We start from the raw sequence: 23942 nt of genomic DNA, 5'->3' as shown, positions 1-23942 counted from the left end.
AGCACTCCGGTCCGTAGGCAACACCAGCCGTGTTACGGGACGGCTACAGGCAGTTTTCCGGCGTTGTGCGGGAGCCTCATTGCGCGATCCCGACCATGGCGCGCCGACCGCCCGGAGGCCCCCCTCACACCCCCGCCAGCACGCACCGGAGCGCCAGGTCGTCCATCGACAGACCGAGCGCGCGGGCCAGCGCGGCCACCGTGAAGAACGCCGGGGTCGGCGCCCGCCCGGTCTCGATCTTGCGGAGCGTCTCGGCGGAGAGACCGGCGCTCGCCGCGACGTCGACCATGCTGCGTCCGCCGCGCGCCTCACGCAGCAGTCTGCCGAGCCGTTCACCGCGTTCGCGCTCTTCGGGGGTGAGAGGGGTGCGTACCATGCCGCCATTCTAATACCGGTATAGTAATTGGCATGGTGGAACTGAAGACGGACACATCGATCGACGCCATGCACGAGGCGGGCCAGGTCGTCGGCCGGGCCCTGACGGCCGCACGACAGGCCGCCGACGTGGGTGTCTCCCTGCTGGAGCTGGACGAGGTGGCGCACGGGGTGCTGCGGGAGGCGGGCGCGACCTCGCCGTTCCTCGGCTACCACCCCGCCTTCGCGCCCGTCCCCTTCCCGGCCGTCCTCTGCGCCTCGGTCAACGACGCGATCGTGCACGGCGTCCCGACGGCCTACCGGCTGCGCGACGGCGACCTCGTCTCCCTCGACTTCGGCGCCGAACTGGGCGGCTGGGTGGGTGACTCGGCGATCAGCTTCGTGGTGGGCAGGCCGCGCCCGGCGGACGTACGCCTGGTCGAGACCGCCGAGCGGGCACTGGCGGCGGGCATCGAGGCGGCCGTGGTGGGCAACCGCGTCGGCGACATCGCGCACGCGATCGGCTCGGTGTGCCGGGCCGCCGGCTACGGCATCCCGGAGGGTTTCGGCGGGCACGGCGTGGGCCGTCGTATGCACGAGGACCCGCCGGTCCCGAACGAGGGCCGCCCCGGGCGCGGGATGCCGCTGCGGCACGGCATGGTCCTCGCGATCGAGCCGATGCTCATCGGCGGCGGCACGGACGGCTACCACGAGGCACCGGACGGCTGGACCCTCCGTACGAACGACGGCTCCCGCGCGGCGCACGCCGAGCACACCGTGGCCATCACGGACGCCGGGCCGCGCGTCCTGACAGCGCGCTGAGCAGCGGCGCTCGTCGCGCCCGCCCCTGACCGGTCCGCCTCCCACCGGCCGCGCGCCCGGCCCGGGCCGGCGGCGCCCCCGCGCTGGAGGTGCCCCCTGCCGGCGATCGTGCGAAGGTGTTCTACGAACGCGCGCCGAGGTGTGTAACCGGCTCCCGCCCGGGTTACCCGGCACCGGCACGTCGATCAGCGAGGGCGTCCCGGGTCCGCGCGGGGACGCCGGATGGGAACGCCATGACCAGCGGCTTCACCGGCTCAGAGGGCTACGACCCGTTCGGGGAGTTCCTCGCCCGCTTCTTCGGCGGACCACGCCCCGGTCCCCGCCAGATCGACATCGGGCGGCTGCTCAGCCAGCCCGCCCGGGAACTGGTGCGGGGCGCGGCCCAGTACGCCGCCGAGCACGGCAGCCGGGACCTGGACACCCAGCACCTGCTGCGGGCCGCGCTGTCCGCCGAGCCGACCAGGACACTGCTCAGCCGGGCCGGCGCGGATCCCGACTCCCTCGCCACGGAGATCGACCAGCGGTCCGGTCCGGTCCAGCACCCGCCGGGCGAGGTCCCGCCGCCGACCTCGCTGTCCCTGACCCCGGCCGCCAAGCGTGCCCTGCTGGACGCGCACGACCTGGCCCGGGCGCGCGGCGCCGGCCACATCCGCCCCGAGCACGTGCTCAGCGCCCTCGCCGCGAACCCCGACTCGGCGGCCGGGCACATCCTCAACTCGGCCCGGTTCACGCCGCCCGGCCTGCCGCCGGAGGCAGCACCGGACGGCGGACAGGCACGTGACGAACGGCCGCGTGTCAGCGGCACCCCGACGCTCGACAAGTACGGCCGTGATCTCACCGAGCTGGCCCGGAAGGGCGGCATCGACCCGGTGATCGGGCGGGACGAGGAGATCGAGCAGACCATCGAGGTGCTCTCCCGGCGCGGCAAGAACAACCCGGTGCTCATCGGGGACGCGGGCGTCGGCAAGACCGCGATCGTGGAGGGGCTCGCGCAGCGGATCGTCGAGTCGGACGTGCCCGACGTGCTCACCGGGCGGCGGGTCTTCGCCCTGGACCTGACCGGGGTGGTCGCCGGCACCCGGTATCGCGGGGACTTCGAGGAGCGGCTGAACACCATCGTGGGCGAGATCCGCGCCCACTCCCACGAGTTGATCGTCTTCATCGACGAGCTGCACACCGTCGTCGGCGCCGGGGGCGGTGGCGAGGGCGGCTCCCTGGACGCCGGCAACATCCTCAAGCCGGCCCTGGCCCGCGGCGAGCTGCACATCGTGGGCGCGACCACCCTGGAGGAGTTCCGCCGGATCGAGAAGGACGCGGCGCTGGCGCGCCGTTTCCAGCCGATCCTGGTCCCGGAGCCGAGCGTCGCCGACGCCGTCGAGATCCTGCGCGGCCTGCACGACCGTTACGAGGCCCACCACCAGGTCCGCTACACCGACGAGGCGCTGGTGGCCGCCGTCGAGCTGTCCGACCGCTATCTCACCGACCGCCGCCTGCCGGACAAGGCGATCGATCTGATCGACCAGGCCGGTGCCCGGGTACGGCTGCGGGCGCGCACCAAGGGCACGGACGTCCGGGCCATGGAGCGCGAGGTCGAGCAGCTCACCCGGGACAAGGACCAGGCGGTCGTGGACGAGCAGTACGAGCAGGCCACTCAACTGCGTGACCGCATCGTCGAGTTGAAGAAGCAGATCGCGGAGGCGGGCGGCGACGGGGAGGCCGACGAGGGCCAGCACCTGGAGGTCACCGCCGAGGCCGTCGCGGAGGTCGTCTCGCGGCAGACGGGCATCCCGGTGAGCAGCCTCACCGAGGAGGAGAAGGACCGGCTGCTCGGTCTGGAGACGCATCTGCACGAGCGGGTCGTCGGCCAGGACGAGGCGGTCCGCGTGGTCTCCGACGCCGTGCTGCGCTCCCGTGCCGGACTGGCGAGCCCGGACCGGCCGATCGGCAGCTTCCTGTTCCTCGGCCCGACCGGTGTCGGCAAGACCGAGCTGGCGCGGGCGCTCGCCGACGCGCTGTTCGGCAGCGAGGAGCGGATGGTCCGGCTGGACATGAGCGAGTACCAGGAGCGGCACACCGTCAGCCGGCTGATCGGCGCCCCGCCCGGCTATGTCGGCCACGAGGAGGCCGGTCAGCTCACCGAGGTCGTCCGCCGCCACCCGTACTCGCTGCTCCTGCTGGACGAGGTGGAGAAGGCGCACCCGGACGTCTTCAACATCCTCCTCCAGGTCCTCGACGACGGGCGGCTGACCGACGCCCAGGGCCGCACGGTCGACTTCACCAACACGGTCATCGTGATGACCAGCAACCTCGGCTCCGAGGCGATCACCCGGCGCGGCGCCGGCATCGGCTTCGGGTCGGGCGGCGCGGACGCCGACGAGGAGGCACGCCGCGAGCAGATCCTGCGCCCGCTACGGGAGCACTTCCGGCCCGAGTTCCTCAACCGGATCGACGAGATCGTCGTCTTCCGGCAGCTGACGGCCCGTCAACTGCGGGAGATCACCGACCTGTTGCTGGAGCGGACCCGCCGTCTGCTGCACGCGCAGGGCATCGCCGTCGAGTTCACCGACGCGGCCGTCGACTGGCTGGCCGAGCGCGGCTACCAGCCGGAGTACGGTGCCCGGCCGCTGCGCCGCACCATCCAGCGGGAGGTCGACAACCAGCTCTCCCGGCTGCTGCTGGACGGCACCGTCGCGGAGGGCGGCCGGGTGACCGTGGACGCGCGGGACGGCAGCCTGAGCTTCCGGCCGGCGGAGGCCGGGACACCCGGTTAGGGGCGCCCCGGCCTCCGCACCGCGGACGGCTACCGCGCGGGTCGGACCACCTGCGCCGACCCGCCGCCCCGCCGCACGGTCTCGGCCGCCGCGAGCCACTGCCCGCCCGACAGCCGCTGCACACCGGTCGCCGCGCCGATCTCCGGATTGAGCCGGAAGGAGTGCCCGATGGCCTCCAGCCGGTTCCTGAGGGCGGTGTCCTCGTAGAGGCCGGGTTCCAGTTCGGTCTGGGCCGCGTTGCGCTGGCTGGCGCGCGGCGCGGCGATGGCGTCGACCAGCGGCAGCCCCCGGTCGAGGAACCCGGTCAGGATCTGCAGCACGGTGGTGATGATGGTCGCGCCACCGGGCGAACCGAGTGCCACCACCGGCTTGTCGTGCCGGTCCAGCACGATCGTCGGCGAGATCGACGACCGCGGTCGCTTGCCCGGACCGGGCAGGTTCGGGTCGTGGACGGCCGGGTTGGCCGGGGCGAAGGAGAAGTCCGTCAGCTCGTTGTTGAGGATGAACCCGCGTCCCGGCACGGTGATGCCGCTGCCGCCGGTCTGCTCGATGGTGAGGGTGTAGGCGACGACGTTGCCCCACTTGTCGGCGACCGTCAGATGGGTCGTGCTGTAGCCCTCGTACGTCGTCGGAGCGGCGGTGCCGCCGGTGGCGCAGGCCGCCGGGTCGCGCGGATCACCGGGCGCGACCGGGCTGGTGAGGACGGCGTCGTCCTTGATGAGGCAGGCCCGCGAGTCGGCGTACCGCTGGGACAGCAGTTCCTTCGTGGGGACGTCCTCGAAGGCGGGGTCGCCGACCCAGCGGCCCCGGTCCGCGAACGCGATCCGGCTCGCCTCGATGAAGCGGTGCAGGTACTGGACCTCGCTCGCCTTCGACAGGTCCGTGTTCTCCAGGATGTTGAGCGCCTCGCCGACCGTCGTGCCGCCGGAGGAGGAGGGCGCGATGGAGTACACGCCGAGACCGCGGTACGAGGTCTTCGTGGGCGCCTGGAGCTTGGCGCGGTAGGCCGCGAGGTCCTTCTCCGACAGCTCGCCGGGGCGGGCGTTCCAGCCCGAGGCGGGGTCCACCGGCGGGTTGTTCACCGTGTCCACGATGTCGTCGCCGAGTTCGCCGTGGTAGAGCGCGCCGACGCCCTTGCGGCCCAGCTCCCGGTAGGTGCGGGCGAGATCGGGGTTCTTGAAGGTGGAGCCGACGACCGGCAGTCGACCACCGGGCAGGAACAGCCGCGCGGTGTCCGGGAAGTAGCGGAACCGGGTCTCGTTGGACGCGGTCTGCGCGCGGAAGGTGTCGTCGACGACGAACCCGTTCCGGGCGATGCGCTCGGCGGGCTGGAGCACCGTGCCGAGCTTTCTGCTGCCCCACTTGTCCAGCGCCGTCTGCCAGGTGGCGGGCGTGCCCGGGGTGCCGACGGCCAGGCCGCTGCTGACGGCGTTCGCGAAGGCGAGGGGCTTGCCGTTCTCCAGGAACAGGTCGGAGCCGGCGGTCAGCGGGGCCGTCTCGCGGCCGTCGATCGTCCGCACCGTACGGGACTTGGCGTCGTAGTAGACGAAGTAGCCGCCCCCGCCGATGCCGGCGGAGTAGGGCTCGGTCACGCCGAGGGCGGCGGCGGTGGCGACGGCCGCGTCGACGGCGTTGCCGCCCTTCCTCAGCACCTCGATGCCGGCGGCGGAGGCGTCCGGGTCGACGCTGGCGACCGCGCCGCCGTAGCCGACGGCCAGCGGGACCTTCTGGACAGGGGTGTCCGGCGCGGCGGGCGGCGCGGTCGCCCCCACCGACACCACGGCGGCCGAGACCGCCAGAACCGACAGTTTCCTTGCGACGGGGCGACGCATCCGAACCTCCACGCAGAGACCGTTCGCGCAGCCTAATCGATCGCCATGGCACCGTCAGGGAGGCGCGAGCACCCGTCTCGAACGCGGGTTTGCGTCGGCCCGCTAGCATGCGCGCCCATGAATGACGACGTGCGCAACATCGTCCTGGGTGTGGTGGCCGCCGGCATCAGTGCCGCGCTGGGCTGGCTGGCCCGGACCTACCTGTGGAAGCGGAAGCTCCGCCGCAAGCAGGCCTTCTTCGGACTGCCGGACAACTCGGAGTCGCTGCTGGTGGTCAACCGCGGCGCGTCCGGGCCCGACCTCGCGGTGATGCGCTACGACGTGTTCGCACTCCTCGAACTCGCCGCGCTGATCAAGGACTGTCACGCGCACGCCCAGGTCGTCCCGCACGACGCCGCGCGCCAGGGATTCGGCGAGCGCACGGAGTTCTGCGTGGGCGGCCCGGTGTCGAACCGCCGCATGGCGGCCCACCTCTCCTCCCTGCTCCCCGGCATACGGGTGAACGTGGACTCCGAACCGAGCCCGGACCGCGGCGCCTTCCAGGTCGGCTCCGAGCGCTACCGGGTGGAGGCCGGCCGGACCGAGTACGCGCTGCTCGCCCGGCTCACCGTCGACCAGAGCCACGGCAACCGCCCCGTCTTCCTCTTCTGCGGCCAGACCGCCATCACCAACCAGGCCACGACGCGCTACCTGGCCCGCAACCACGAGCGGCTGACGCGCAAGTACGGCGACTCCGCGTTCGTCCTGCTCCTCAAGGTGGTCAACTCGCAGGCCTACGGCCCCGATGTCGTCGAGCTCGTCGCGGATGTCACCCGGGAGGCGCAGGCGCCGCTGCCCGCCCCGGCATCTCCGCGCAACTCCCACCGCGCGTCCTAGAGTTCAGCACATTCCCCCAATCGTTACTCCCGCGTAACTTACCGACGGGTTACCTACGGTAGAGCGCCGAGGTTACCGTCGGGTCACTTTGCACTTACACGAGTGACCGAGTGAGGAGTGCCCCGTGGGACACCATCGCAACGCCCTGCGTACGACTGCCGTGGGTGCCGTCTCGGCGACACTGGTCGCCGGCGGCGCCCTCGGACTCGCCCCCGCCGCCCAGGCCGCGCCCGGCGTCCGCTTCGTCGACATCGCCGGGGACGGCGGGACGGTCCTCAAGGCGAACGTCACCACACCGGCCGGCGCGGACGGCACGCGACGCCACCCGCTCCTCGTGCTGCCCACGAGCTGGGGACTACCCCAGGCCGAGTACCTCGCCCAGGCCCAGAAGCTCGCGGACTCCGGCTATGTCGTGGTCGGTTACAACGTGCGCGGGTTCTGGCAGTCGGGCGGCGAGATAGAAGTCGCGGGTCCGCCCGACCTGGCCGACGCGTCCAAGGTCATCGACTGGGCGCTCGCCCACACCCCCGCCGACGCCCAGCGGGTCGGCATGGCGGGGGTCTCGTACGGCGCCGGCATCAGCCTGCTCACCGCCGCGCACGACAAGCGGGTGAAAGCGGTCGCGGCCCTCAGCGGCTGGGCCGACCTGGTCGGCTCGATCTACTCGGGCCGCACCCAGCACGTGCAGGCCGCCGCGATCCTGGACGGCGCGAGCCTGGTCACCGGCCGACAGGGCGCCGAAGTCCGGCAGATCTTCGACGACTTCTACGCCGCCAACCCGGCCAAGGAACCGGAACTCGTCGCCTGGGGGAAGAAACGTTCCGCTGCGACCTACGCCGACCAGCTGAACACCAACGGCACCGCCGTCATGATGGCCAACGCCTGGGGCGACACGGTCTTCCCGCCCAACCAGTACGCGGACTTCTACGAGAAGCTGACCGGCCCCAAGAGACTGGAACTGCGACCCGGCGACCACGCGACCGCAGAGATCACCGGCCTGTTCGGCCTGCCCAACGACGTCTGGACGAACACCGAGCGCTGGTTCGACCACCACCTCAAGGGCGCGGACAACGGCGTCGACCGCGAGCAGCCGGTACTGCTGAAGTCCCGCTCCACGGGCGGCTACGAGGGCTACCCGGACTGGAAGTCGGTCGGCGCGAACCGGAAGAAGATCGCCCTCGCGGGCACGACCACCCTGCGCGCGAACGTCGACTCGGGCGCGAACGGCGGGGTGGTCTTCCTGTCCAGCATCCTCGACCAGGTGGCCCAGTTGCCCCCGGTCGCCTCGATCCCCCTCCTCCCCCGCCGCTGGGCCGCCGTATGGCAGTCGGAGAGGTACGCCACCGCCCAACAGGTGCGCGGCACGGCCAGGTTGCACAGCACGGTCACACCGACCGAGGAGAGCGGCACCCTCGTCGCGTACCTCTACGACGTGGGGCCGCTCGGCCTCGGCAAGCTGGTCAGCAACGCGCCGTACACCTTCCACGGGCGAACCCCCGGGCAGCCGTTCGGCGTCGACCTGGAGCTGTTCTCCACCGCCTATGACGTCCCGGCAGGACACCGGCTGGCGTTGGTGATCGACACGGTCGACCCGCTGTATCTCGAGCACAACCCGTCCGGCGCGCAGCTGACCTTCTCCTCACCGGCGAACGACCCGTCGTACGTGTCGGTCCCGCTGCGCGAGCAGTGATCTCCGGCTGCCGCCGGGCGGGTATGGGCTCTGCGAGCTGCCGCCCCTACGGTTCAGGGGCCGTGAGGGGGATCCCCAACCGGCGGCAGCTTCCCTGGTCCGGCCGGGGCGACCGCTTCGGACTCGGTCATCACCACGGGGATGAACGGCACATCGTAGTCGAGGCCCGCCGCCGGTCGCACTCCCGGCCGGTACTTGAGGATCTTGGAGAGGAGGTCCCTGACGCGCTCGCCCGGCGGTCGGTGAAGAACTTCCGGGGGTGCGGTCCTCGACGATGCGGCCGTCGGCCCTGAACACGACGCGGTCGGCGGCCGAGCGGGCGAGGTCCGTCTCGTGGGCGACGACGACCATGATCCTGCCGTCACGGACGAGTTGCCGCATGACCTCCAGCAGATCCTCGCCGATCATCTCCGGGCCGGGGACGGAGGCGGGTTCGTCGAAGGGAACACCTGTGGGTCCATGGCGAGGGAACGGGCGAGGGTCACCCTCCCCCAGTGCCTCAGGGGACTGGGAGCGGCCCCAGCTGCCGGCCGGCGGAGAGCCGCACCGGGTACTTCTCCGCCTGCGAGGCGACGCCGACGCGGTGGAGGAGGTCACGGCAACGCTGGTCGGCCCGCTCCTTCTCGCGTCCGCGGACCTCGGTCCGGGCCGGCGCGACGTTCCGCGGGACCGTCCTGCGGGCGAACAGGCCGAAGGACCGGAAGACCACGCCGACCTCGGCGCGCAGCCCGGCGAGCGGCCGGCCCTTCTCCGGCGGCCGCTGTCCGCCGGGCCCCGATGACGCCGGACCCGATGGGTTCCAGCCGGTTGATCGCCCCGCACAGGGGGGACTCCCCCGGCCACGGGGGGCCGATGACGCGAACCAGCTCCCCTTGCCGACGGTGAGGTTGACGTCCTGCGGGACACACAGTTCCCCCGAAGCACCTGTCGACGTCACGCAGCTCGAACAGCGGATCGACAGCGATGCCCGCCCCTGCTCACTGTCAGCCGTGCCTCGGGTGCCGCGACCTGCCCGCGGGGAGCGGGGCGGAGCAACGACACGCGCATCTCCGGGCATCAGCCGTAGGCGCGGCGGCCAGGGCCCGGGGACTCATGACTCCGCCACCTCGGCGTACAGCTGCGACAGCTCGGGCGCCCCGCTCGACGCCCACTCGTGACCGGAGGCGACGACGTCGAACTCGCGCCCGGAGACGAGCCGGATCACGGGCTGGCCGTCGGGCCGGAGGTCCCAGGCCGCGCCCGGTACGGTGCGCACGATGACCGTGCCGAGATAGAGGCCGGCGTCGTTGCCGAGCCAGGGCAGGACCTCCTCGTCGTCGCGCCAGCGCGGCACCAACTGGTCCAGCTCCTCCAACGAGGCCGGTGTGTCGTCGAGTCGTACGCCCACCTGCGACGCCTGGGAGCGCAGCAGTTCGCACTCGGAGAGGAGTTCGGCGATGCCCTCGGGGTCGGGGGCGCCGGGTTTCTCGTGCCGGTTGCCCAGAAAAGGGATCTTCATAACGCCCAGCGTGTCATTCACCCTGCCGTGCGCACCACAGGCGCGCGGGCTGTCGATTCCGGCCGGCTTCACGGTGACTGCGCGCACGGCTCGTTGACGTGCCCGCGATGTCTCTTTGACGGGGCGATGCCGCTTTCATCCCCTGCGCCCAGGGAAGGAACCGGTGCGCGCCGCACGGCCGCCGCGGATGCCGAGCGCGTCGCGGTCAACGCCTGGATCCGGGACGCCTGGATCCGGGACGGCGGGATGTGGGACGGCGTGCTGGACTTCGACGGCGGGATCCGCGACCCGGTCGCTTCCCGCACGTTGCCCTAGACGTCCAGGTCGACCACGACCGGCGCGTGGTCCGAGGCGCCCTTGCCCTTGCGCTCCTCGCGGTCGACGTAGGCGTCCTTCACGGCTGTCGCGAACGGCTCGTTGCCGTAGACCAGGTCGATGCGCATGCCGCGGTTCTTGGGGAAGCAGAGCTGACGGTAGTCCCAGTACGTGAACGGGTGCTCGTACTTCAGCGGCCTGGGGACGACGTCGGACAGGCCCGCCTCGCGCAGGGACGCCAGGGCGGCGCGCTCGGCGGGGGTGACGTGCGTGGAGCCCTCGAAGGCGGCCCTGTCGTACACGTCGTCGTCCGTAGGCGCCACGTTGTAGTCGCCCAGCACCGCGAAGGGGCGGCCGCCCGCCGCGTCACCCGCGACGGCCGCCTTCAGCGCCTCGAACCACTGGAGCTTGTAGGCATAGTGCGGGTGGTCCACCTCGCGGCCGTTCGGCACGTACACCGACCAGACACGGACCGGACCGCAGGTCGCGGAGAGGGCGCGGGGCTCCTGGACACCCTCGAAGCCGGGGTCGCCGGGGAGGCCCTTGACGACGTCCTCGAGGCCGACGCGGGAGAGTACCGCCACGCCGTTCCACCGGCCGGTCGCGTGCACCGCAGCCTCGTAGCCCAGCTCGCGCAGCTGGTCGGACGGGAAGGCGTCCTCGGCGACCTTGGCCTCCTGGAGGCACAGCACGTCGGTGCCGCTGCTCTCCAGCCAGGCCAGGAGCCTCGGCAGGCGGGCGGTGATCGAGTTCACGTTCCAGGTCGCGATGCGCATGTCTCACAACCTACCGGGCGGGTCCGACAACGCGGCCCGCCCGGGGGCCGTCACACCTCGGCCGACTCTCCCGGTGTCAGGCGCAGGTGGTCCGTGCCGCCGAGAGCGCCGATCTGCTTGTCGTAGATCGGGCGGGCGAGGTCGGTGAGGAGGGCGTCGTGGATGTCGTAGGCGCGTTGCGGCGCGACCTCACGGAGGTAGTCGATGACCTCGGAGATCTTGTTCCAGGGGGCCATGACCGGGAGCATCAGCGTCTCGACGGCGTGGCCGGGGACGGTGAGCGCGTCGCCGGGGTGGAAGACCTTGCCGCCGTCGACCAGGAAGCCGATGTTGGTGATGCGCGGGATGTCCGGGTGGATCACGGCGTGCAGCTCGCCGTGCACCTGGACGTCGAAGCCGGCGGCGGTGAAGGTGTCGCCGTGACCGACGGTGTGGACGCGGCCCGGGAAGGCGGCCGAGACCTTCTCGGCGACCGACCTGAGGGTCCACAGCTCGGTGGCCGGGTCGGCCTCCAGGGCCGCCCGCAGCCGCTCCTCGCTGAAGTGGTCGGGGTGCTCGTGGGTGACGAGGATCGCGTCCGCGCCCAGGGCGGCGTCCTCCTCGCTGAATCCGCCGGGGTCCAGGACGAGCGTCCGGCCGTCCTTCTCCAGGCGGACGCAGGCGTGCGACTTCTTCGTGAGCTTCATGCGTCCCATCCTGCCTCCGGCACCTGGGCGGGGCTCACTCGGTGGGGGTCGTCTCCTCGCGGATGACCTGCTGGGCCACCTTGAAGGCGCTGTTCGCCGCCGGGACGCCGCAGTAGACCGCCGCCTGCATCAGCACCTCCTTGATCTCGGCGGGGGTGAGGCCGTTGCGCAGGGCCGCGCGGGTGTGGAAGGCGAGCTCGTCGAGGTGGCCGCCCGCGACCAGGGCGGTGAGGGTGACACAGCTGCGCGAGCGCCGGTCCAGGCCCGGCCGGTCCCAGATCTCGCCCCAGGCGTAGCGGGTGATGAACTCCTGGAAGTCCCCGGAGAACTCGTCGGCCTGCGCCAGCGCCTGGTCCACGTGCGCGTCGCCGAGCACCTCGCGCCGCACCTTGATGCCGGCGTCGTACGGATCGGGACGGCCCGTGAGCTGTTCCTGTGCCCGCACCGCGGCCGGGGCGATCTCGGCGATCGGCGCGGGTTGCTGAGGCGCGGCGGCCAGGACCGTCTGGACGGGGGCGGACTGGATCGCCGTCATCCCGGTGGTGGAGTCGAAGCCGGGCTGCCAGGCGGTGGAGAAGTGCCGCACCAGCAGGTCGGTGACGGCGGCGGGCTGCTCGACCGGCACCAGGTGGGAGGCGCCGGGCACGACGGCGAGCCGGGCGTCCGGGATGCCGGCGACCAGGGTGCGGGCCTCGGCGGGACCGGTGACCTGGTCGTCCGAGCCGACGAGGACCAGCGTGGGCACACCCACGCGCGCCAGTTCGTGCCGCACGTCGAACGAGGCCAGCGCCTCGCACGCGGCGATGTAGCAGCCGGGGTCGGTGGTACGCACCATCTGCACGGCCCACTCGGTGATCGCGGGCTGCGCGGCGGCGAACCCGCCGGTGAACCAGCGGTCGGGGGACGAACGGGCGATCGGGTCGAGACCGTTCGTCCGTACGATCACCCCGCGCTGACGGAACTCGTCCGCCGTGCCGAAGCGGGGCGAGGCGGCGATCAGGGCGAGCGAGGCGAGACGCTCGGGGTGGCGCAGCGCCAGTTCGATGCCGACCGCGCCGCCGAGCGCGCAGCCCGCGTAGCCGAAGCGCTGCACGCCGAGACCGTCCAGGGTGGCGAGCAGGCGCGCGGTGAGGTCGCCGACCGCGCCCGCCGGGTACGCGGGGGCGCCGCCGTGCCCCGGCAGGTCGAACCGGAGGACACGCCACTGCTTCGCCAGCTCGGGAACCTGCCGGTCCCACATGTGCCATGTGGTACCCAGGGAGGGTCCCAAGATCAGGACGGGAGCCTCTTCTGGCCCGTCAAAGCGGTATTGCAGGGTGTTCGACGGTGTCTCACTCACGCCCCAGACCCTCTCACGTCTCACGGACGCCCCTATAACGCGGGGATGCGGGAAACCAGTCTGCCCAGGTTGAAGACCTCGCGGGCTGCGTATCGCTTGAGGCATCGGATGATCTCACGTCGGGTCTTGCCCTCCTGGGTACGACGTTCGTGGTGCGCCTGGGTGCGTGGGTCGTGACGTAGCCGGGTGAACACGATGCGGTGCAGGGCCGCGTTCGCCTGCCGGTCGCCGCAGTAGTCGAGCCGACGCGTGCTGCGCCGACCCGACGAATACTCGACCGGGCTGACCTCGCACAGCGCAGCGAACGACGCCTCGGCGCCCAGCCGCTCGGGATTGCCCCCCATGGTGATCAGCACGTGACTGCGCTGTTCGGGCCGATGCCCACCGGTACGAGCAGCTGCGGGGCGTGGCGTTCGACGAGCCGGGTCAGGCATTGGTTCAGCTCATCGATCTCTCCGGTGAGCTGCCCGATGCGCTCGGCGAGCATGCGCAACGTCATGTGGGTGGCCTGGGTCACCGCGTCCCAGTCTCCCCCGCCGTCGTGCGGGGCGAGGCGCGCGGGTGCGGAACGGCTCGGCGTCGCCGAGGCTCGACAGCCGTTCCCGCAGGGCGGGGTCGGCTGTGACCAGGACGGCCTTGAGCTGGTTGATCGCCTGGGTGCGGGCCTTGACCGCGGAGTCCTTGGCGAGTTTGTACATCCGGGCGCCGTGCACCGGACCATCGCCGGACTTGGCCCGGGCCCGGGCGCGACCGCTGAGCACGGCCCGCGCGGCAGCCTGCGCATCGAGCGGATCCGACTTCCCCAGCAGCCGGCGGGCCGTGCGGTCGGGCCGGTTCGCTTCGAACAGAACGGCAGGATCCGTGCTGGAGGAGGTGCTGCTCTGTCGGGTCGCCATGATGGTTCGCCTCCCACGTGGTGACGTGCTGGCTGGGTGGATGGCACCGGCCTGCTCGGGCGGTCTGAACTGTGATGGCGCCTGATCGTCGGCAAGGCCCCTATGGGGACACGCCCTGCGGCTCGGTACCAGCAGGTGCCATCCCGCGACGACAGCCGACAAGCCCGTGACTGGACACTTCGGTCATAGATCTCATGAGTCAGACCCCCGTCCGGGACGGCAGTGCGCAACCGTCCCACTGATCCCGGCCCAACGGCATGACCCGATCACGGCCGGATGACTTCGTCCGGACCGGCGCTCAACCTGGCCTGGACGGGCGCCGATGAGTTGACTTTTCGTTCACTCGTGACCGGCATTGACGGGCAGCCGTGTGGCCCACCTAACAGGCGGCTCAGACGGTGGGCGGACCACGATGACGGCTCCTGCGGAGCCGGTGACGCAGGCGAGTACGGCGGCTGGTCCTGCGTCCATCCGCACGTAAAGGATCGTCCCGGCGGGAAGAGCACGCCACTCCCCCGCCGACAGACTCGGCGATTTGTTCTTGAGGATGACCTTGCCGTCCGGGGAACGGTGGGTTCAGAGAGGAGGAGGTAGGCCCACGGTGGAGCAACTGCCGCAACCTGTACATCCGTTGAGGTCTCACGCCACGAGGGTCTCGGGGCGTTCGACGAGGTGTCCGCGTGCGCAGCAGGCTCCGGCTCGGACCAGGGGCGACAAGCACGGCAGCCAAGTGACCCGCAGGGCAAAAGCCATGCGGGGCACCCGGCGAGCGAGGGAGTGGGATCAGGTCCAGGGGCTGACCGCCGTGAAGGAACTGTCGGCGCGGAAGGTGGCATTGTCCTGGAAGGCGTCGATGCGCAGTTCGTAGGTGTAATGGCGGAGGTAGCGGCCGGGGTAGTTGTAGGACTGGAACGACGACCATGTCGCGTCGGCGAGTCCGGCGACCTGGCGGAAGCTGGCGTCCGCGGCGAAGCCGGCGGTGCCGTCGTTGTAGGCCAGTTGGAAGTCGAACGCGGAGTGCCGCAGGAAGTGCCCGGGGAAGTTCACCGACTCGAAGGAGACGGTGCCGGAGCCCGCCAGGCCGGTTCGCATCCGGAACTGGGAGTCCTGGTTGGTACTGACGTTCTGGTCGATGCGCACGTCGAAGTTGGCGTGCCGCACGTACCGGTCCTGGAAGTTGAACGACTGCAGCCGGTTGGCCGTCGTGTTGGGCCAGCGTGCGAGCACGCGGCTCTCCTCGGCGGCCGTCATGTTCAGGATCCAGCCGTGGCGCTTCTTGTTGACGCCCATGTCGTAGCTTCCCGACGCCGGGACCTGGTAGGTGCTGGGATCGGACGGGTTCGTCGTCACGACCGGCATGTAACCGCCGTTCGAGGCGTACTGGTCGACGTAGACGGCCCACTTGTTGCTGCCGTTGAACTTCATCCACATCGGGCCCTCGACCATCGCGCCGGTGAGGCCGACGCCGGAAAGGTCACCGAGGGTGGTCCACGTCCCCAGGATCGAGTTGCTGCCTTCGAGCGTGATCTGACCGTCGCCGGAGGCCCGCACGTAGCGGTAGTTGCCGACGCCGGACGGCACCTCGATGATCTGGGTGTCGATGATGCCCTGGGTACCGGGGCGGTCGATGTAGAGCTGCGGGGTGGTGATGGTCTGGAAGTCCGAGGTGCGGGCGTAGTAGATGCGGTGCTTCAGCACGCCGTTCAGCGTCGCGTTCGTCGCCCAGTACAGGACGTAGTCGTTGGTCGCCGGGTTCCAGATCGCCTCCGGCGCCCAGGCGTTGCGCCCGTCGGGGATCGCGCCGGCGACGTTGAGGAGCCGCGGCTGCGACCAGGTGACCAGGTCCGTCGACTCCCACACCACCAGGTTGCGGCTGCCGTTGGACATGGAGTCGCCCCACGACTGCCCGCAGCCGATGCACAGGTCGGTCGCGATGATCCAGTACTTACTGCCGTCGGGAGATCTCACCAGGGCGGGGTCGCGCACCCCCTTCGTGCCGACCGTGGAGCGCAGGACCATGCCTGAGCCGTTGAGGTCGTTCCAGTGCAGACCGTCCGTGCTGTGCGAGAGGTACATCTGCTGATTGGTCGACCCCTCCCCGGTGAAGTGCACCATCAGGTAGCCCGGGTCGGCGGCAGCGGCCCGCTCGGGTGCAGTCAGGGCTTGGGACGTGAAAAGTAGGCAGGCGGCGACCAATATCGCCGCCAGCCGGCCAAGGAGCCTGGCCATGTGGATCTCCTTTTGTACAGCGGATGCCATGATCGGCTGAAAGGGGGTTTCGGAGGTGCAGCCGGTCTCTATACCTGCGGGCCAGGACCTGCTGTCGCGTGACGCGGAACGTCGCGTCGGGCCGGTCAACGGCCGAGTGGCCGAAGTTGTCGCCCGAGCGCGGCAGCGACCGGAGGCGTCGCAGAGCCGGGCCGGGTGACGACTGGAGCGGGCAGGGCCGGCAGCGGAGCCTCGAGAGTGACCCAGTAACGGGTGCGGTACACGCCTGTCTCCCTTGACGGCCAGTTCGTCATTTCGAACATCGTGCGCAACTTCGACCAGAAGATAAGTTTCGGCCAAGAGCACGTCAATAGAACCGGCCGGTTTGCTGCCGCGTGAATTCGTGGGTGCCGAAGCACCACGCCTTACCGCGGTGTCCGCCCCGTCGGCAGCAGCACAAGACGCGGACTGCGACTCCTGCCGGGCTCTTGCCGCCGTTTCGTTCCAGGTCGAGTTGTCCCTTGAAGGTCTGGTTGATCGACTCGATGACTTGCCGCAGTGGTTTGAACAGGTGCGCGCCGGCCCGCTCGGCCTCTCCCTTACGGGCCGGCCGCAGCAACTCCAGGTGACGCTCGGTGAGATCATGCTCGAACTCGCGGCCGTAGTAGTTCTTGTCGCCGATGATCGTCTGGCCGGGACGGGAGGCGGCAACGTCGGGCGCGGTGTCGAGCGTGTCGCGCAGGGTCTCGCGCTCGTCGGCCTTCGCGCCGGTGAGCGCGAACAGAATCGGCAGGCCGCCGAGCGTGCACATCAGTTGCAGTCGCAGCCCCCAGAAGTACCGTGAGTGCGACGCGCAGTAGCCGTACTGGGCCCAGCCCGCCAGGTCCGAGCGTTTGGCCGTCTCGCGGGAGCAGCCGCAGCCGGCCGGCGTGGAGTCGACCAGCCATACGTCGTCGCTCCACAGCGAGGTATCCGCCGCCAGGATCCTGATCACGCTCGTGACCAGGGAGGACGCGCCGCGCAGCCGTTTGTTGTAGCCGGACTGCTGGGGCACGTAAGGAAACAGGCGGCGAAAGTCCCGCCCGACGCGGCGAAGCCAGCGCCGCTCAGAGGTGTATCCGAGCAGCGCCGACATGACCGCGAGCGTGATCAGTTCGGCGTCACTGAGCGTGGGCGTGATTCCGACGGTAGGCCGCCACGGCGCCAGCCACGGTGAATCCTTCAACTCGTCGTCAATCCGGCATACAGTGCCGTTGCGAGGGTGTCCGGGTCGTTAGTCGCACATCGACGTCGGACGCCCTCGTCTCATGTACGCAGGCGATCCTCTGGACTCATTCAGGGATCCGGGGCGTGCCCACGGCGGTGACTATGCGTCACGGTTATTTCGTAGGGCCTGGGTGAGCCAGGGGTACACCGGGATCAGGTTCGGTACTACCTGCCAGCCGTTGACGGTCCACACCAGCCGCCAGTATCGGTCTACCCGGGGATCGTGCGCCTCTTCGAACTGCTGGGCCATCCAGTCCCGGAATTCCGTGTCAGGGGTGCGCGCGAACACCTCGGCGAAGCGGTGCACGAGGTCGTCGATGATTGCTGCGCCCCTGTCGCCGAGCGGGTCGATGTTCGACTCCATGGCCTCGGCCACCTTCTGACGGGTGAACTCCATCAGTTCCTCGCCGGCATCGCATTCGATGTCGAGTGGGCGCCCGGCCGCCTGGCGTACGGCCGTCCGGCGCATCCGGGCACGGAAATCCTCGTCACCGACCAGCTCGGCGAGCTCCACCCACGCGGCGACCTGCTCGCCGGTCGGATCATCGGGGAGGTCGGGAGTGGCAGCGCGAACCATGGCCACCGCGGCCGGGTCGGCATCCACTGTGCCGAAGGTGCCATCCACGAAATCGTCGATCAGACGTCGGCGTTCCTCGCCGGACAACTGCGTGAGCCTGTGCATGAGCTTGGTCTCCTCGGGGCTGGACCCGCGGCTGGCCACGACTCGCAGAACGCTCCGACGCAGTCGCAGCATCCGGATCTGGACGTCCAAGGCGTCGGCGTGCGCCGCGGCGACTTCCGCCACCGAGAGCTCACGGTCCAGAACCCGTTGAATCGTGGCTAGGTCCATGCCCAACTCGCGCAGTGTGCACAGGAGCTCCAGACGAAGCATTGCGTCGAGGTCGTAGAGCCGATAACCGGCGGGACTACGGGTGGTCGGCGCTACCACCCCCGAATCGGAGTAGAACCGGATGGTCCTCACAGACAAGCCGGTCCGCCGGGAAAGCTCCCCGATCGAGTAGAGGGTCGTAACGTCCATGTCCCCCACTCTGCTGTCTCCAGTCGCTGGAGACTCAAGGCCACTTCCTCAGCCGGGCCGCGACCCGGACGTCCACCGAGTCGCTGAGACATGCGTCGCGTGCTCTCCGCTGACCTCCAAGCTGACCTCCAAAATGAAACGGGCACGCCTTGCACGTGCTGGGCGGGCGACGGCAGCGACATGCGACACCACTCGCCGGCGGCCTACGGCTACGAGCCCTTGGACTCAATCGTGCAGGAGGAACTGGTCGAAGGCGGGGCCACGGCCGCGCGGAGTTCCATCGCTGGGGAACGGGCAAGATCCAGAAGCCGTCGACTTCTGCCACGGTGGCGGCGAGGTCCGGTGCACGTCGACGAATCCATTGTCAGAGTTTTGCCCGGACCCGGGCACGACCGCTGAGCACGGCCCCGCGCGGCAGCCTGCGCATCGAGCGGAATCGAATTCCCGAGCAGCCGGCGGGCCGTACGGCCGGACCGGCCGACCATGCTCGGTGACATGGCTCTCCTGGTCGGTCGGGCCGCGGGTCGCCTTGGGGCTAGTGCCGCGGCAGGCAACGTTTGCCCGTCAAGGAGCGGCGTCCGGTGCGTGCTCTCGGCGCGCCGGCCGCAAGCCCTCGTACTGGATGTACTCGGGCTTTCGGCCGGTGCGGCGAGAGGGCGTGCCGGGCGTCGCGACGGGGCGAACGTTGCCTGCCACGGCACTAGATGCGGTGGAGTTGGAATCGCTGGTTGGTGCCACCAGTGGCTGTCCACTGGGAGATGCGGGCTCCGTCGGCGGTGGAGGCCCCCCACACGTCCAGGGCGAGGCCGCTCTGCCGGTTGACCAGACTGATCACGCCACCGCCGTGGTCGACTATCCGCCACTGCTGGCCAGCGGCGTCGGTATCCGGCTGCTGGGTGATGTCGGCGCCGCTGCTGCTACTGGTGCCGTGCAGGACCAGACCGCTGTGCCGAACCCGGATCTTGTAATGCCCGCCGTCGGAGGGCAGGAACTCGACGTGCTGGTTGAGACCGGCGGTGATCTGCCACTGGATCAGCCGCGCACCGGCGGCCGTGGACGCACCGTCGATGTCGGCGGCCTTGCCGCTGTGCTGGGCCACCAGCCGATAGGCCACGCCGGCCTCCACCGGCCCCGACCTGAGTGCGGACGCGCGGTAGGTGTTGCCGGCCTGGCCGGCGAACTCGATGAGATCGGCCTCGAGCCGTTTCGGCTGGACCGGCTCGCCGCTCGCATCGTCCCGCAGCGTGAAGTCGCCGGCGAAGATCCGACTGCGAACCCGGACGGCGCCGGTCCGGTCGGGTGTGACGACGAGCTCGATCCGGCCGCTGCTCCACTCGGCGCCGACGGTGTATCCGCCGCGGCCGCGCAGTCCGCTCACGCGCCCGGTGGGCCAGGCGGCCGGCAGCGCCGGCAGCACGTGCAGTTCGCCGTTGTGGCTCTGCAGCAGCATCTCCGCGATGCCCGAGGTGGCGCCGAAGTTGCCGTCGATCTGGAACGGTGGGTGCAGGTCGAACATGTTGGGCGCGAGCCGGTCCGTCCGCACCAGGTCCCGGATCAGCTTGTGGGCCCGGGCGCCGTCCTCCATCCGTGCCCAGAAGTTGATCTTCCACGCGAGCGACCATCCCGTCCCGTCGTCACCGCGCAGCTCCAGCGTCCGCCGCGCGGCCTCGTGCAACTGGGGCGTCCCGCGCTTGGTGATCTGGTTGCTCGGATGCAGACCGTACAGGTGGGAGACGTGTCGGTGAGCCCGCTCGGTCTCCACCCAGTCGGCCAGCCACTCCTGGATGTTGCCCCTGGAGCCGACCCGCATCGGCGCCAGCCGGTCCCGGGCCGCCACTGCCTGTGCGCGGAAGGCGGCGTCCACGCCGAGGATTTCGCCGGCGCGGGCGACGCCATGGAAAAGGTCGCGCAGGATCTGGTTGTCCATGGTGGGTCCCGCGCAGACGGTGGCGTTCGCGTGGTGCGGGAGCTCCGGAGAGTTCGACGGGTTGGTGACCAGGTGTCCGAGCGTCGGGTGGGCGACCAGGGTGTCGAGGAAGAACTGGGCGGCGCCCTTCAGGGCCGGATAGTTCGAGCGCAGGAAGTCGATGTCACCGGTGAACAGGTAGTGGTCCCAGATCAGGGTGGCCAGCCATGCCCCGCCGGTCTGCCACATCCCCCACTGCGCTCCGTCGACGACCGAGGCGCCCCGCCACGCGTCGGTGTTGTGATGCGCCACCCAGCCGCCGGCGCCGTACTGCGCCTGGGCCACCCGGGCGCCGGTCACGGTCAGGTCGTTGATCATGTCGAAGACCGGGAGGAAGCATTCGGACAGGTTCGTCGTGTCGGCGGGCCAGTAGTTCATCGGCAGGTTGGCGTTGATGGTGAACTTGGAGTCCCAGGACGGAGCCATCTGGTCGTTCCAGATGCCCTGCAGATTCGCCGGCTGGGTGCCCGGCCGCGAGGACGAGATGAGCAGATACCGGCCGAACTGGAACAACAGGGCGGAGAACTGCGGGTCGTTCACTTGCGCGTGCTGTGCGATCCGTACGTCGGTCGGCTGGTCGGCCGCCGTCGTACGTCCCAGATCGACCGACACCCGGTTGAACAGCGCCTGATAGTCGGCGAGATGCCGGCTGCGCAGTTGGTCGATGCCGAAGTCGCGGGCAGCGTTGAGGCGGCTCCGCGCGATCCCCTGGTGGTCGCCGTCGACGTTCCGGAAGTTGACGTAGCTGGAGCCGATCGACACCAGCACCGTCACGCTGGTGGCGCCGGAGACCCGCAGCGTGCCGCCCGAGCTGCTGACCGTGCCGCCCGTCACGGCGGCGTTGGCCAGGGCGAGGAACCGGACCCGCCCGGCGATGCCCTCCATGGTGGCGGAGATGCCGTCGAGGGCGATCGTGGCGCCGTCCGGGCTGGACACCGTAGTCCGTTGTGGACTGTCGAACGTGGCGTTGAAGGCGATGGAGTTGGCCCGGTCGGCCGTCAGCCGGGCCACGATCACCTGGTGAGGTGCGCTGGCGAACACCTCACGCTGATACCGCACGCCGTTCAGCACGTAGGTCGTGATGGCCGTGGCGGTGGTGAGGTCGAGCGTCCGGTTGTACTGCGACGCACCGGTAGCGCTGCCGAAGGAGAGCAGAAGGTTTCCGACCGGCTGGTAGGCCAGCTGTCCGGCCGGACTGCCCAGCATCGTCTGATTGATCAGGTCCTGCGCCGGCCCCCACTGATCCGCGAAGACCCGCCGCCGGATCTCCGCGATGCTGGCCGCGCCGCGGGTGTTGGCGGAGTCGTACGGACCGCCGGCCCAGACGGTGTCCTCGTTGAGCTGCAGCCGTTCGGTGTCGACGTTGCCGAACACCATCGCGCCGAGGCGTCCGTTGCCGATCGGCAGGGCCCGCAGCCAGTCCGCGCCGGCCGGCTTGTCGTACCACAGGGCGAGGTCGTTGGCGGCCAGAACCTCCGGCGGCGCGGCCGAGCCGGCCCTGGCGGTGGCCGTCCACCCACCCGGCACGATCCCTGCTCCGGCCGCCGCCCCGGCGGCGAGAAACCGTCTGCGTGTCACCTCGGACATCTGTCGTTCTCCGTTCAAGGAGGGGAGCGGGCCACTGACTTCGGTGATGACACACCGGCGGTGAGAAATCCGGTCGGCGAGTCCGTGATGGCCGCGGCCGGCGGTCACCGTCCGCCGGGTCGGGCGTCGCGTCGTGCGTCAGGCGTGATCTGCCATCTCTGGTTGTCACCGCCCCAGCACGCCCACAGCTGCACCTTGAAGGTGGCGGTGTTCACGTCGAGGCACAGGCCGGAGTGAACGCCGCGGATGGTGCCGTCGGCGCCCACCGTCCAACGCTGGTTGTCGGCGCCGTTACACGCCCACGTGCCGACCACGGTGCCGTTCGTCGTCCCCCTGTTGTACGCATCCAGGCACTCCTGGCCCCCGCGGGCGGTGATCTGTCCGCCGGCCGTCAAGGTCCACTGCTGGCCGACTGTGTTGGCGCAGGTGTACACCTGGACCTGGTTGTTCGCCGTGGTCCCGCCGGGGATGTCCAGGCAGCGCCCGGTGCTGACGTTGCGCAGCAGGCTGGTCGGGGCCGGGACGTCGCCGTCCAGGCCCCAGCCGTACCTGAGGCGCTCGCGGCCGCTGGCGCTGGGAGTGCTGAGCGTGAGGTTGGTACCGGTGCCGTGCAGTTTCTGCATGGCGTACCAGTCGTCGCCCTGGCCGGCGCGGATCTTGCCGCCCAGCCCGGGCCAGTAGATGGAGCCGATCCGCAGTTCCCGGAGCACGGTGGTGGTGGCCCGGAAGTAGCGCACGAAGTTGTCGGTGCTGCCGGCGTCGTGGTAATTGAGCCCGGTATCCATCGGCGCGCCGAACTCGTCGACGACAGTGCGGTCGGCGCAGGTGCCGATCGCGTCCCGCAGGTACGTCACCCACTGGTCGTAGGTCTTCGCGCCGCTGAAGAACGTGTAGTGGTGCAGCGACAGGAACGTCCCGTCAAGGCGGCGGTCGGCGCACATCGACCTGATGTCAGTGTTCAGGCCCGCGCCGCTGACGAAGATGCGGTTCCGCGGAATCGACGGGCGGCTGCTGATCCAGTTGCTCACCACGTTCGCCCACTCGCCGGCGCTGTGCCCACCCGGTTCGTTCATCGGCTCGAAGTAGACGAGGCTGTTGCTGCCGTACCGGGCGAGCACGGTGTTCCACATGGTGTCGAAGGCGCTCGGGTTGACGATGCGGCCGTCGCGGGCGGCCACCCCGTCGTCCCAGTAGGAGAGGACGACCTTGAATCCCTTCGCGGTGGCCGCGTCTATCGCGCCCGTGTACGCGTTCCACCAGCTCGTCCCGACTGTGTAGGTGTTGATCGGGAGCCGAACGGTGTTGGCGCCGAGGTTGTTCTGGAAGCCGGTGTAGATGGCGTTGGCTTTCGCCACGACCGTCTGGTAACTGTCGGAGCCGCTCAACCCGTGCAGGACCAGTGGTCCGCCGTGGAAGTTGTCACCGAGCCGGGCCCAGTTGACGCCGCGGAACTGGGTGGTGTCGGCGGTGGCCGGCGAGGCGCTCTGGTGCTCGACGAACACCAGCGCGCTGAGAGCGGTCAGGATGCAGGCGACCGCCCGGGCGAGGTAGCGCCGGAGATGGGTGTGGGGCATGGTCGTGTCCCTCCCGGTCGGGGGTGTGGTCACGTCTGCGGTGTGCAGGATCTGTTGACGTCGGCCGCCTGCCGGCAGCCGGCCGAGCCGGCGCGGAGTTTGCCCTCTCCGCGCCGGCCCCTCCCAGATCGCTCGCGCAGCGAGCATGTCAGCGTCATGCCGCTGCCGTGGCGCCTGGAAGCCTCGCTCCCCGGCTTCGCCCGGATCTCCTGTCAGCAGGTGGAGTCGGTCTGAGTGAGTAGCCCCATCCGCCACGGCAGGGAGAGAACGATCCGTCCGCCCTCGTTCGTCGCGAGGCGATACACATCCAGCGCCTTGCCGCTGTTGCGGTTCACCAGCACGCACCACGCGCTCGGGTCGGCAGTCGCCGCCGACGCTGAACCGGCGCCGATCGCGACCGAGGCAAGGCCACCAGCACCGCCACGGCCGCGGCGACCGTCGATGGCC

The 23942-nt window shown here is 70.4% G+C and carries 18 protein-coding genes and 2 pseudogenes; 5 read left to right on the top strand and 15 right to left on the bottom strand.

Features of this window, described 5'->3' with window-relative positions; genetic code table 11:
• Nucleotides 1-124 precede the first annotated feature (124 nt).
• Entirely contained in the window at nt 125-376 is a 252-nt protein-coding gene (locus QQS16_RS32175) for a helix-turn-helix domain-containing protein (protein ID WP_286065569.1), read from the bottom strand.
• A gap of 32 nt (nt 377-408) precedes the next feature.
• Between QQS16_RS32175 and map the strand changes: the two genes are divergently transcribed.
• Complete coding sequence (map, locus tag QQS16_RS32170; RefSeq protein ID WP_286065568.1) at nt 409-1176, top strand: type I methionyl aminopeptidase; 768 nt, start codon at nt 409-411, stop codon at nt 1174-1176.
• 233 nt (nt 1177-1409) lie between these two features.
• Nucleotides 1410-3947, top strand: coding sequence for an ATP-dependent Clp protease ATP-binding subunit (locus tag QQS16_RS32165; RefSeq protein WP_286065567.1), 2538 nt, complete (start codon nt 1410-1412; stop codon nt 3945-3947).
• A 29-nt stretch (nt 3948-3976) separates the two neighbouring features.
• On the opposite strand, the gene ggt is transcribed toward QQS16_RS32165, so the two are convergent.
• Nucleotides 3977-5779 carry a gamma-glutamyltransferase gene (ggt, locus tag QQS16_RS32160; protein ID WP_286065566.1) on the bottom strand — a complete coding sequence of 601 codons (1803 nt, stop codon included), beginning with the start codon at nt 5777-5779 and terminating at the stop codon, nt 3977-3979.
• Between the two features lie 117 nt (nt 5780-5896).
• Between ggt and QQS16_RS32155 the strand changes: the two genes are divergently transcribed.
• Together QQS16_RS32155 and QQS16_RS32150 are read left to right on the top strand one after the other, a co-directional pair.
• Nucleotides 5897-6655, top strand: a complete 759-nt coding sequence (locus QQS16_RS32155) for a hypothetical protein (RefSeq protein WP_286065565.1) — start codon at nt 5897-5899, stop codon at nt 6653-6655.
• A 124-nt stretch (nt 6656-6779) separates the two neighbouring features.
• Nucleotides 6780-8345, top strand: coding sequence for a CocE/NonD family hydrolase (locus tag QQS16_RS32150; RefSeq protein WP_286065564.1), 1566 nt, complete (start codon nt 6780-6782; stop codon nt 8343-8345).
• 191 nt (nt 8346-8536) lie between these two features.
• Here QQS16_RS32150 and QQS16_RS32145 read toward each other — a convergent pair.
• A pseudogene (locus tag QQS16_RS32145) lies at nt 8537-9310 on the bottom strand (ATP-binding cassette domain-containing protein); the annotation flags it as partial.
• 125 nt (nt 9311-9435) lie between these two features.
• Nucleotides 9436-9843 carry a DUF6278 family protein gene (locus QQS16_RS32140; RefSeq protein WP_286065563.1) on the bottom strand — a complete coding sequence of 136 codons (408 nt, stop codon included), beginning with the start codon at nt 9841-9843 and terminating at the stop codon, nt 9436-9438.
• Between the two features lie 126 nt (nt 9844-9969).
• Between QQS16_RS32140 and QQS16_RS32135 the strand changes: the two genes are divergently transcribed.
• Nucleotides 9970-10158 carry an SGNH/GDSL hydrolase family protein gene (locus tag QQS16_RS32135; protein ID WP_286066582.1) on the top strand — a complete coding sequence of 63 codons (189 nt, stop codon included), beginning with the start codon at nt 9970-9972 and terminating at the stop codon, nt 10156-10158.
• Here QQS16_RS32135 and QQS16_RS32130 read toward each other — a convergent pair.
• The 11 genes and pseudogenes from QQS16_RS32130 to QQS16_RS32080 form a co-directional block, all read right to left on the bottom strand.
• Complete coding sequence (locus QQS16_RS32130) at nt 10155-10934, bottom strand: exodeoxyribonuclease III (RefSeq protein WP_286065562.1); 780 nt, start codon at nt 10932-10934, stop codon at nt 10155-10157. The genes QQS16_RS32135 and QQS16_RS32130 overlap by 4 nt on opposite strands.
• A 50-nt stretch (nt 10935-10984) precedes the next feature.
• The gene (locus QQS16_RS32125) at nt 10985-11620 is read right to left on the bottom strand and encodes an MBL fold metallo-hydrolase (RefSeq protein WP_286065561.1); all 636 of its coding nucleotides are present in this window, start codon (nt 11618-11620) and stop codon (nt 10985-10987) included.
• A 34-nt stretch (nt 11621-11654) separates the two neighbouring features.
• Complete coding sequence (gene pcaDC / locus QQS16_RS32120; protein WP_286065560.1) at nt 11655-12959, bottom strand: bifunctional 3-oxoadipate enol-lactonase/4-carboxymuconolactone decarboxylase PcaDC; 1305 nt, start codon at nt 12957-12959, stop codon at nt 11655-11657.
• Nucleotides 12960-12991: 32 nt separating this feature from the next.
• Complete coding sequence (locus QQS16_RS32115; RefSeq protein WP_286065559.1) at nt 12992-13315, bottom strand: transposase; 324 nt, start codon at nt 13313-13315, stop codon at nt 12992-12994.
• The gene (locus QQS16_RS32110; protein WP_286065558.1) at nt 13309-13476 is read right to left on the bottom strand and encodes a hypothetical protein; all 168 of its coding nucleotides are present in this window, start codon (nt 13474-13476) and stop codon (nt 13309-13311) included. The genes QQS16_RS32115 and QQS16_RS32110 overlap by 7 nt, the downstream gene beginning before the upstream one ends.
• Before the next feature lie 1162 nt (nt 13477-14638).
• The gene (locus QQS16_RS32105) at nt 14639-16084 is read right to left on the bottom strand and encodes a glycoside hydrolase family 43 protein (protein ID WP_286065557.1); all 1446 of its coding nucleotides are present in this window, start codon (nt 16082-16084) and stop codon (nt 14639-14641) included.
• Nucleotides 16085-16520: 436 nt separating this feature from the next.
• Nucleotides 16521-17311 (bottom strand): annotated as a pseudogene (locus QQS16_RS32100) (IS982 family transposase); the annotation flags it as partial.
• Between the two features lie 118 nt (nt 17312-17429).
• Nucleotides 17430-18368, bottom strand: a complete 939-nt coding sequence (locus QQS16_RS32095) for a helix-turn-helix domain-containing protein (protein WP_286065555.1) — start codon at nt 18366-18368, stop codon at nt 17430-17432.
• A 700-nt stretch (nt 18369-19068) separates the two neighbouring features.
• Nucleotides 19069-21921: a glycosyl hydrolase family 95 catalytic domain-containing protein gene (locus tag QQS16_RS32090; protein ID WP_286065554.1), complete on the bottom strand. Its 2853-nt coding sequence runs from the start codon at nt 21919-21921 to the stop codon at nt 19069-19071.
• Nucleotides 21922-22025: 104 nt separating this feature from the next.
• The gene (locus tag QQS16_RS32085; RefSeq protein WP_286065553.1) at nt 22026-23495 is read right to left on the bottom strand and encodes a ricin-type beta-trefoil lectin domain protein; all 1470 of its coding nucleotides are present in this window, start codon (nt 23493-23495) and stop codon (nt 22026-22028) included.
• A gap of 212 nt (nt 23496-23707) precedes the next feature.
• Nucleotides 23708-23830 (bottom strand): hypothetical protein, encoded by a 123-nt coding sequence (locus tag QQS16_RS32080; protein ID WP_286065552.1) that lies wholly within the window; start codon nt 23828-23830, stop codon nt 23708-23710.
• Nucleotides 23831-23942: the final 112 nt, after the last annotated feature.

This window comes from Streptomyces sp. ALI-76-A, assembly GCF_030287445.1.
In the GTDB taxonomy this organism is placed as follows: Bacteria; Actinomycetota; Actinomycetes; order Streptomycetales; family Streptomycetaceae; genus Streptomyces.
Note: the sequence above shows the minus strand (reverse complement) of the source record. Positions and strands in the feature narration are given on the sequence as shown.

What these genes read in the sequence shown, in the direction of transcription:
- QQS16_RS32175 (WP_286065569.1), bottom strand. Translation starts at nt 376, where the DNA reads ATGGTACGCACCCCTCTCACCCCCGAAGAGCGCGAACGCGGTGAACGG.
- QQS16_RS32165 (WP_286065567.1), top strand. Translation starts at nt 1,410, where the DNA reads ATGACCAGCGGCTTCACCGGCTCAGAGGGCTACGACCCGTTCGGGGAG.
- ggt (WP_286065566.1), bottom strand. Translation starts at nt 5,779, where the DNA reads ATGCGTCGCCCCGTCGCAAGGAAACTGTCGGTTCTGGCGGTCTCGGCC.
- QQS16_RS32140 (WP_286065563.1), bottom strand. Translation starts at nt 9,843, where the DNA reads ATGAAGATCCCTTTTCTGGGCAACCGGCACGAGAAACCCGGCGCCCCC.
- QQS16_RS32125 (WP_286065561.1), bottom strand. Translation starts at nt 11,620, where the DNA reads ATGAAGCTCACGAAGAAGTCGCACGCCTGCGTCCGCCTGGAGAAGGAC.
- QQS16_RS32095 (WP_286065555.1), bottom strand. Translation starts at nt 18,368, where the DNA reads ATGGACGTTACGACCCTCTACTCGATCGGGGAGCTTTCCCGGCGGACC.
- map (WP_286065568.1), top strand. Translation starts at nt 409, where the DNA reads ATGGTGGAACTGAAGACGGACACATCGATCGACGCCATGCACGAGGCG.
- QQS16_RS32105 (WP_286065557.1), bottom strand. Translation starts at nt 16,084, where the DNA reads ATGGCCAGGCTCCTTGGCCGGCTGGCGGCGATATTGGTCGCCGCCTGC.
- QQS16_RS32090 (WP_286065554.1), bottom strand. Translation starts at nt 21,921, where the DNA reads ATGTCCGAGGTGACACGCAGACGGTTTCTCGCCGCCGGGGCGGCGGCC.
- QQS16_RS32130 (WP_286065562.1), bottom strand. Translation starts at nt 10,934, where the DNA reads ATGCGCATCGCGACCTGGAACGTGAACTCGATCACCGCCCGCCTGCCG.
- QQS16_RS32085 (WP_286065553.1), bottom strand. Translation starts at nt 23,495, where the DNA reads ATGCCCCACACCCATCTCCGGCGCTACCTCGCCCGGGCGGTCGCCTGC.
- QQS16_RS32135 (WP_286066582.1), top strand. Translation starts at nt 9,970, where the DNA reads ATGCCGCTTTCATCCCCTGCGCCCAGGGAAGGAACCGGTGCGCGCCGC.
- QQS16_RS32155 (WP_286065565.1), top strand. Translation starts at nt 5,897, where the DNA reads ATGAATGACGACGTGCGCAACATCGTCCTGGGTGTGGTGGCCGCCGGC.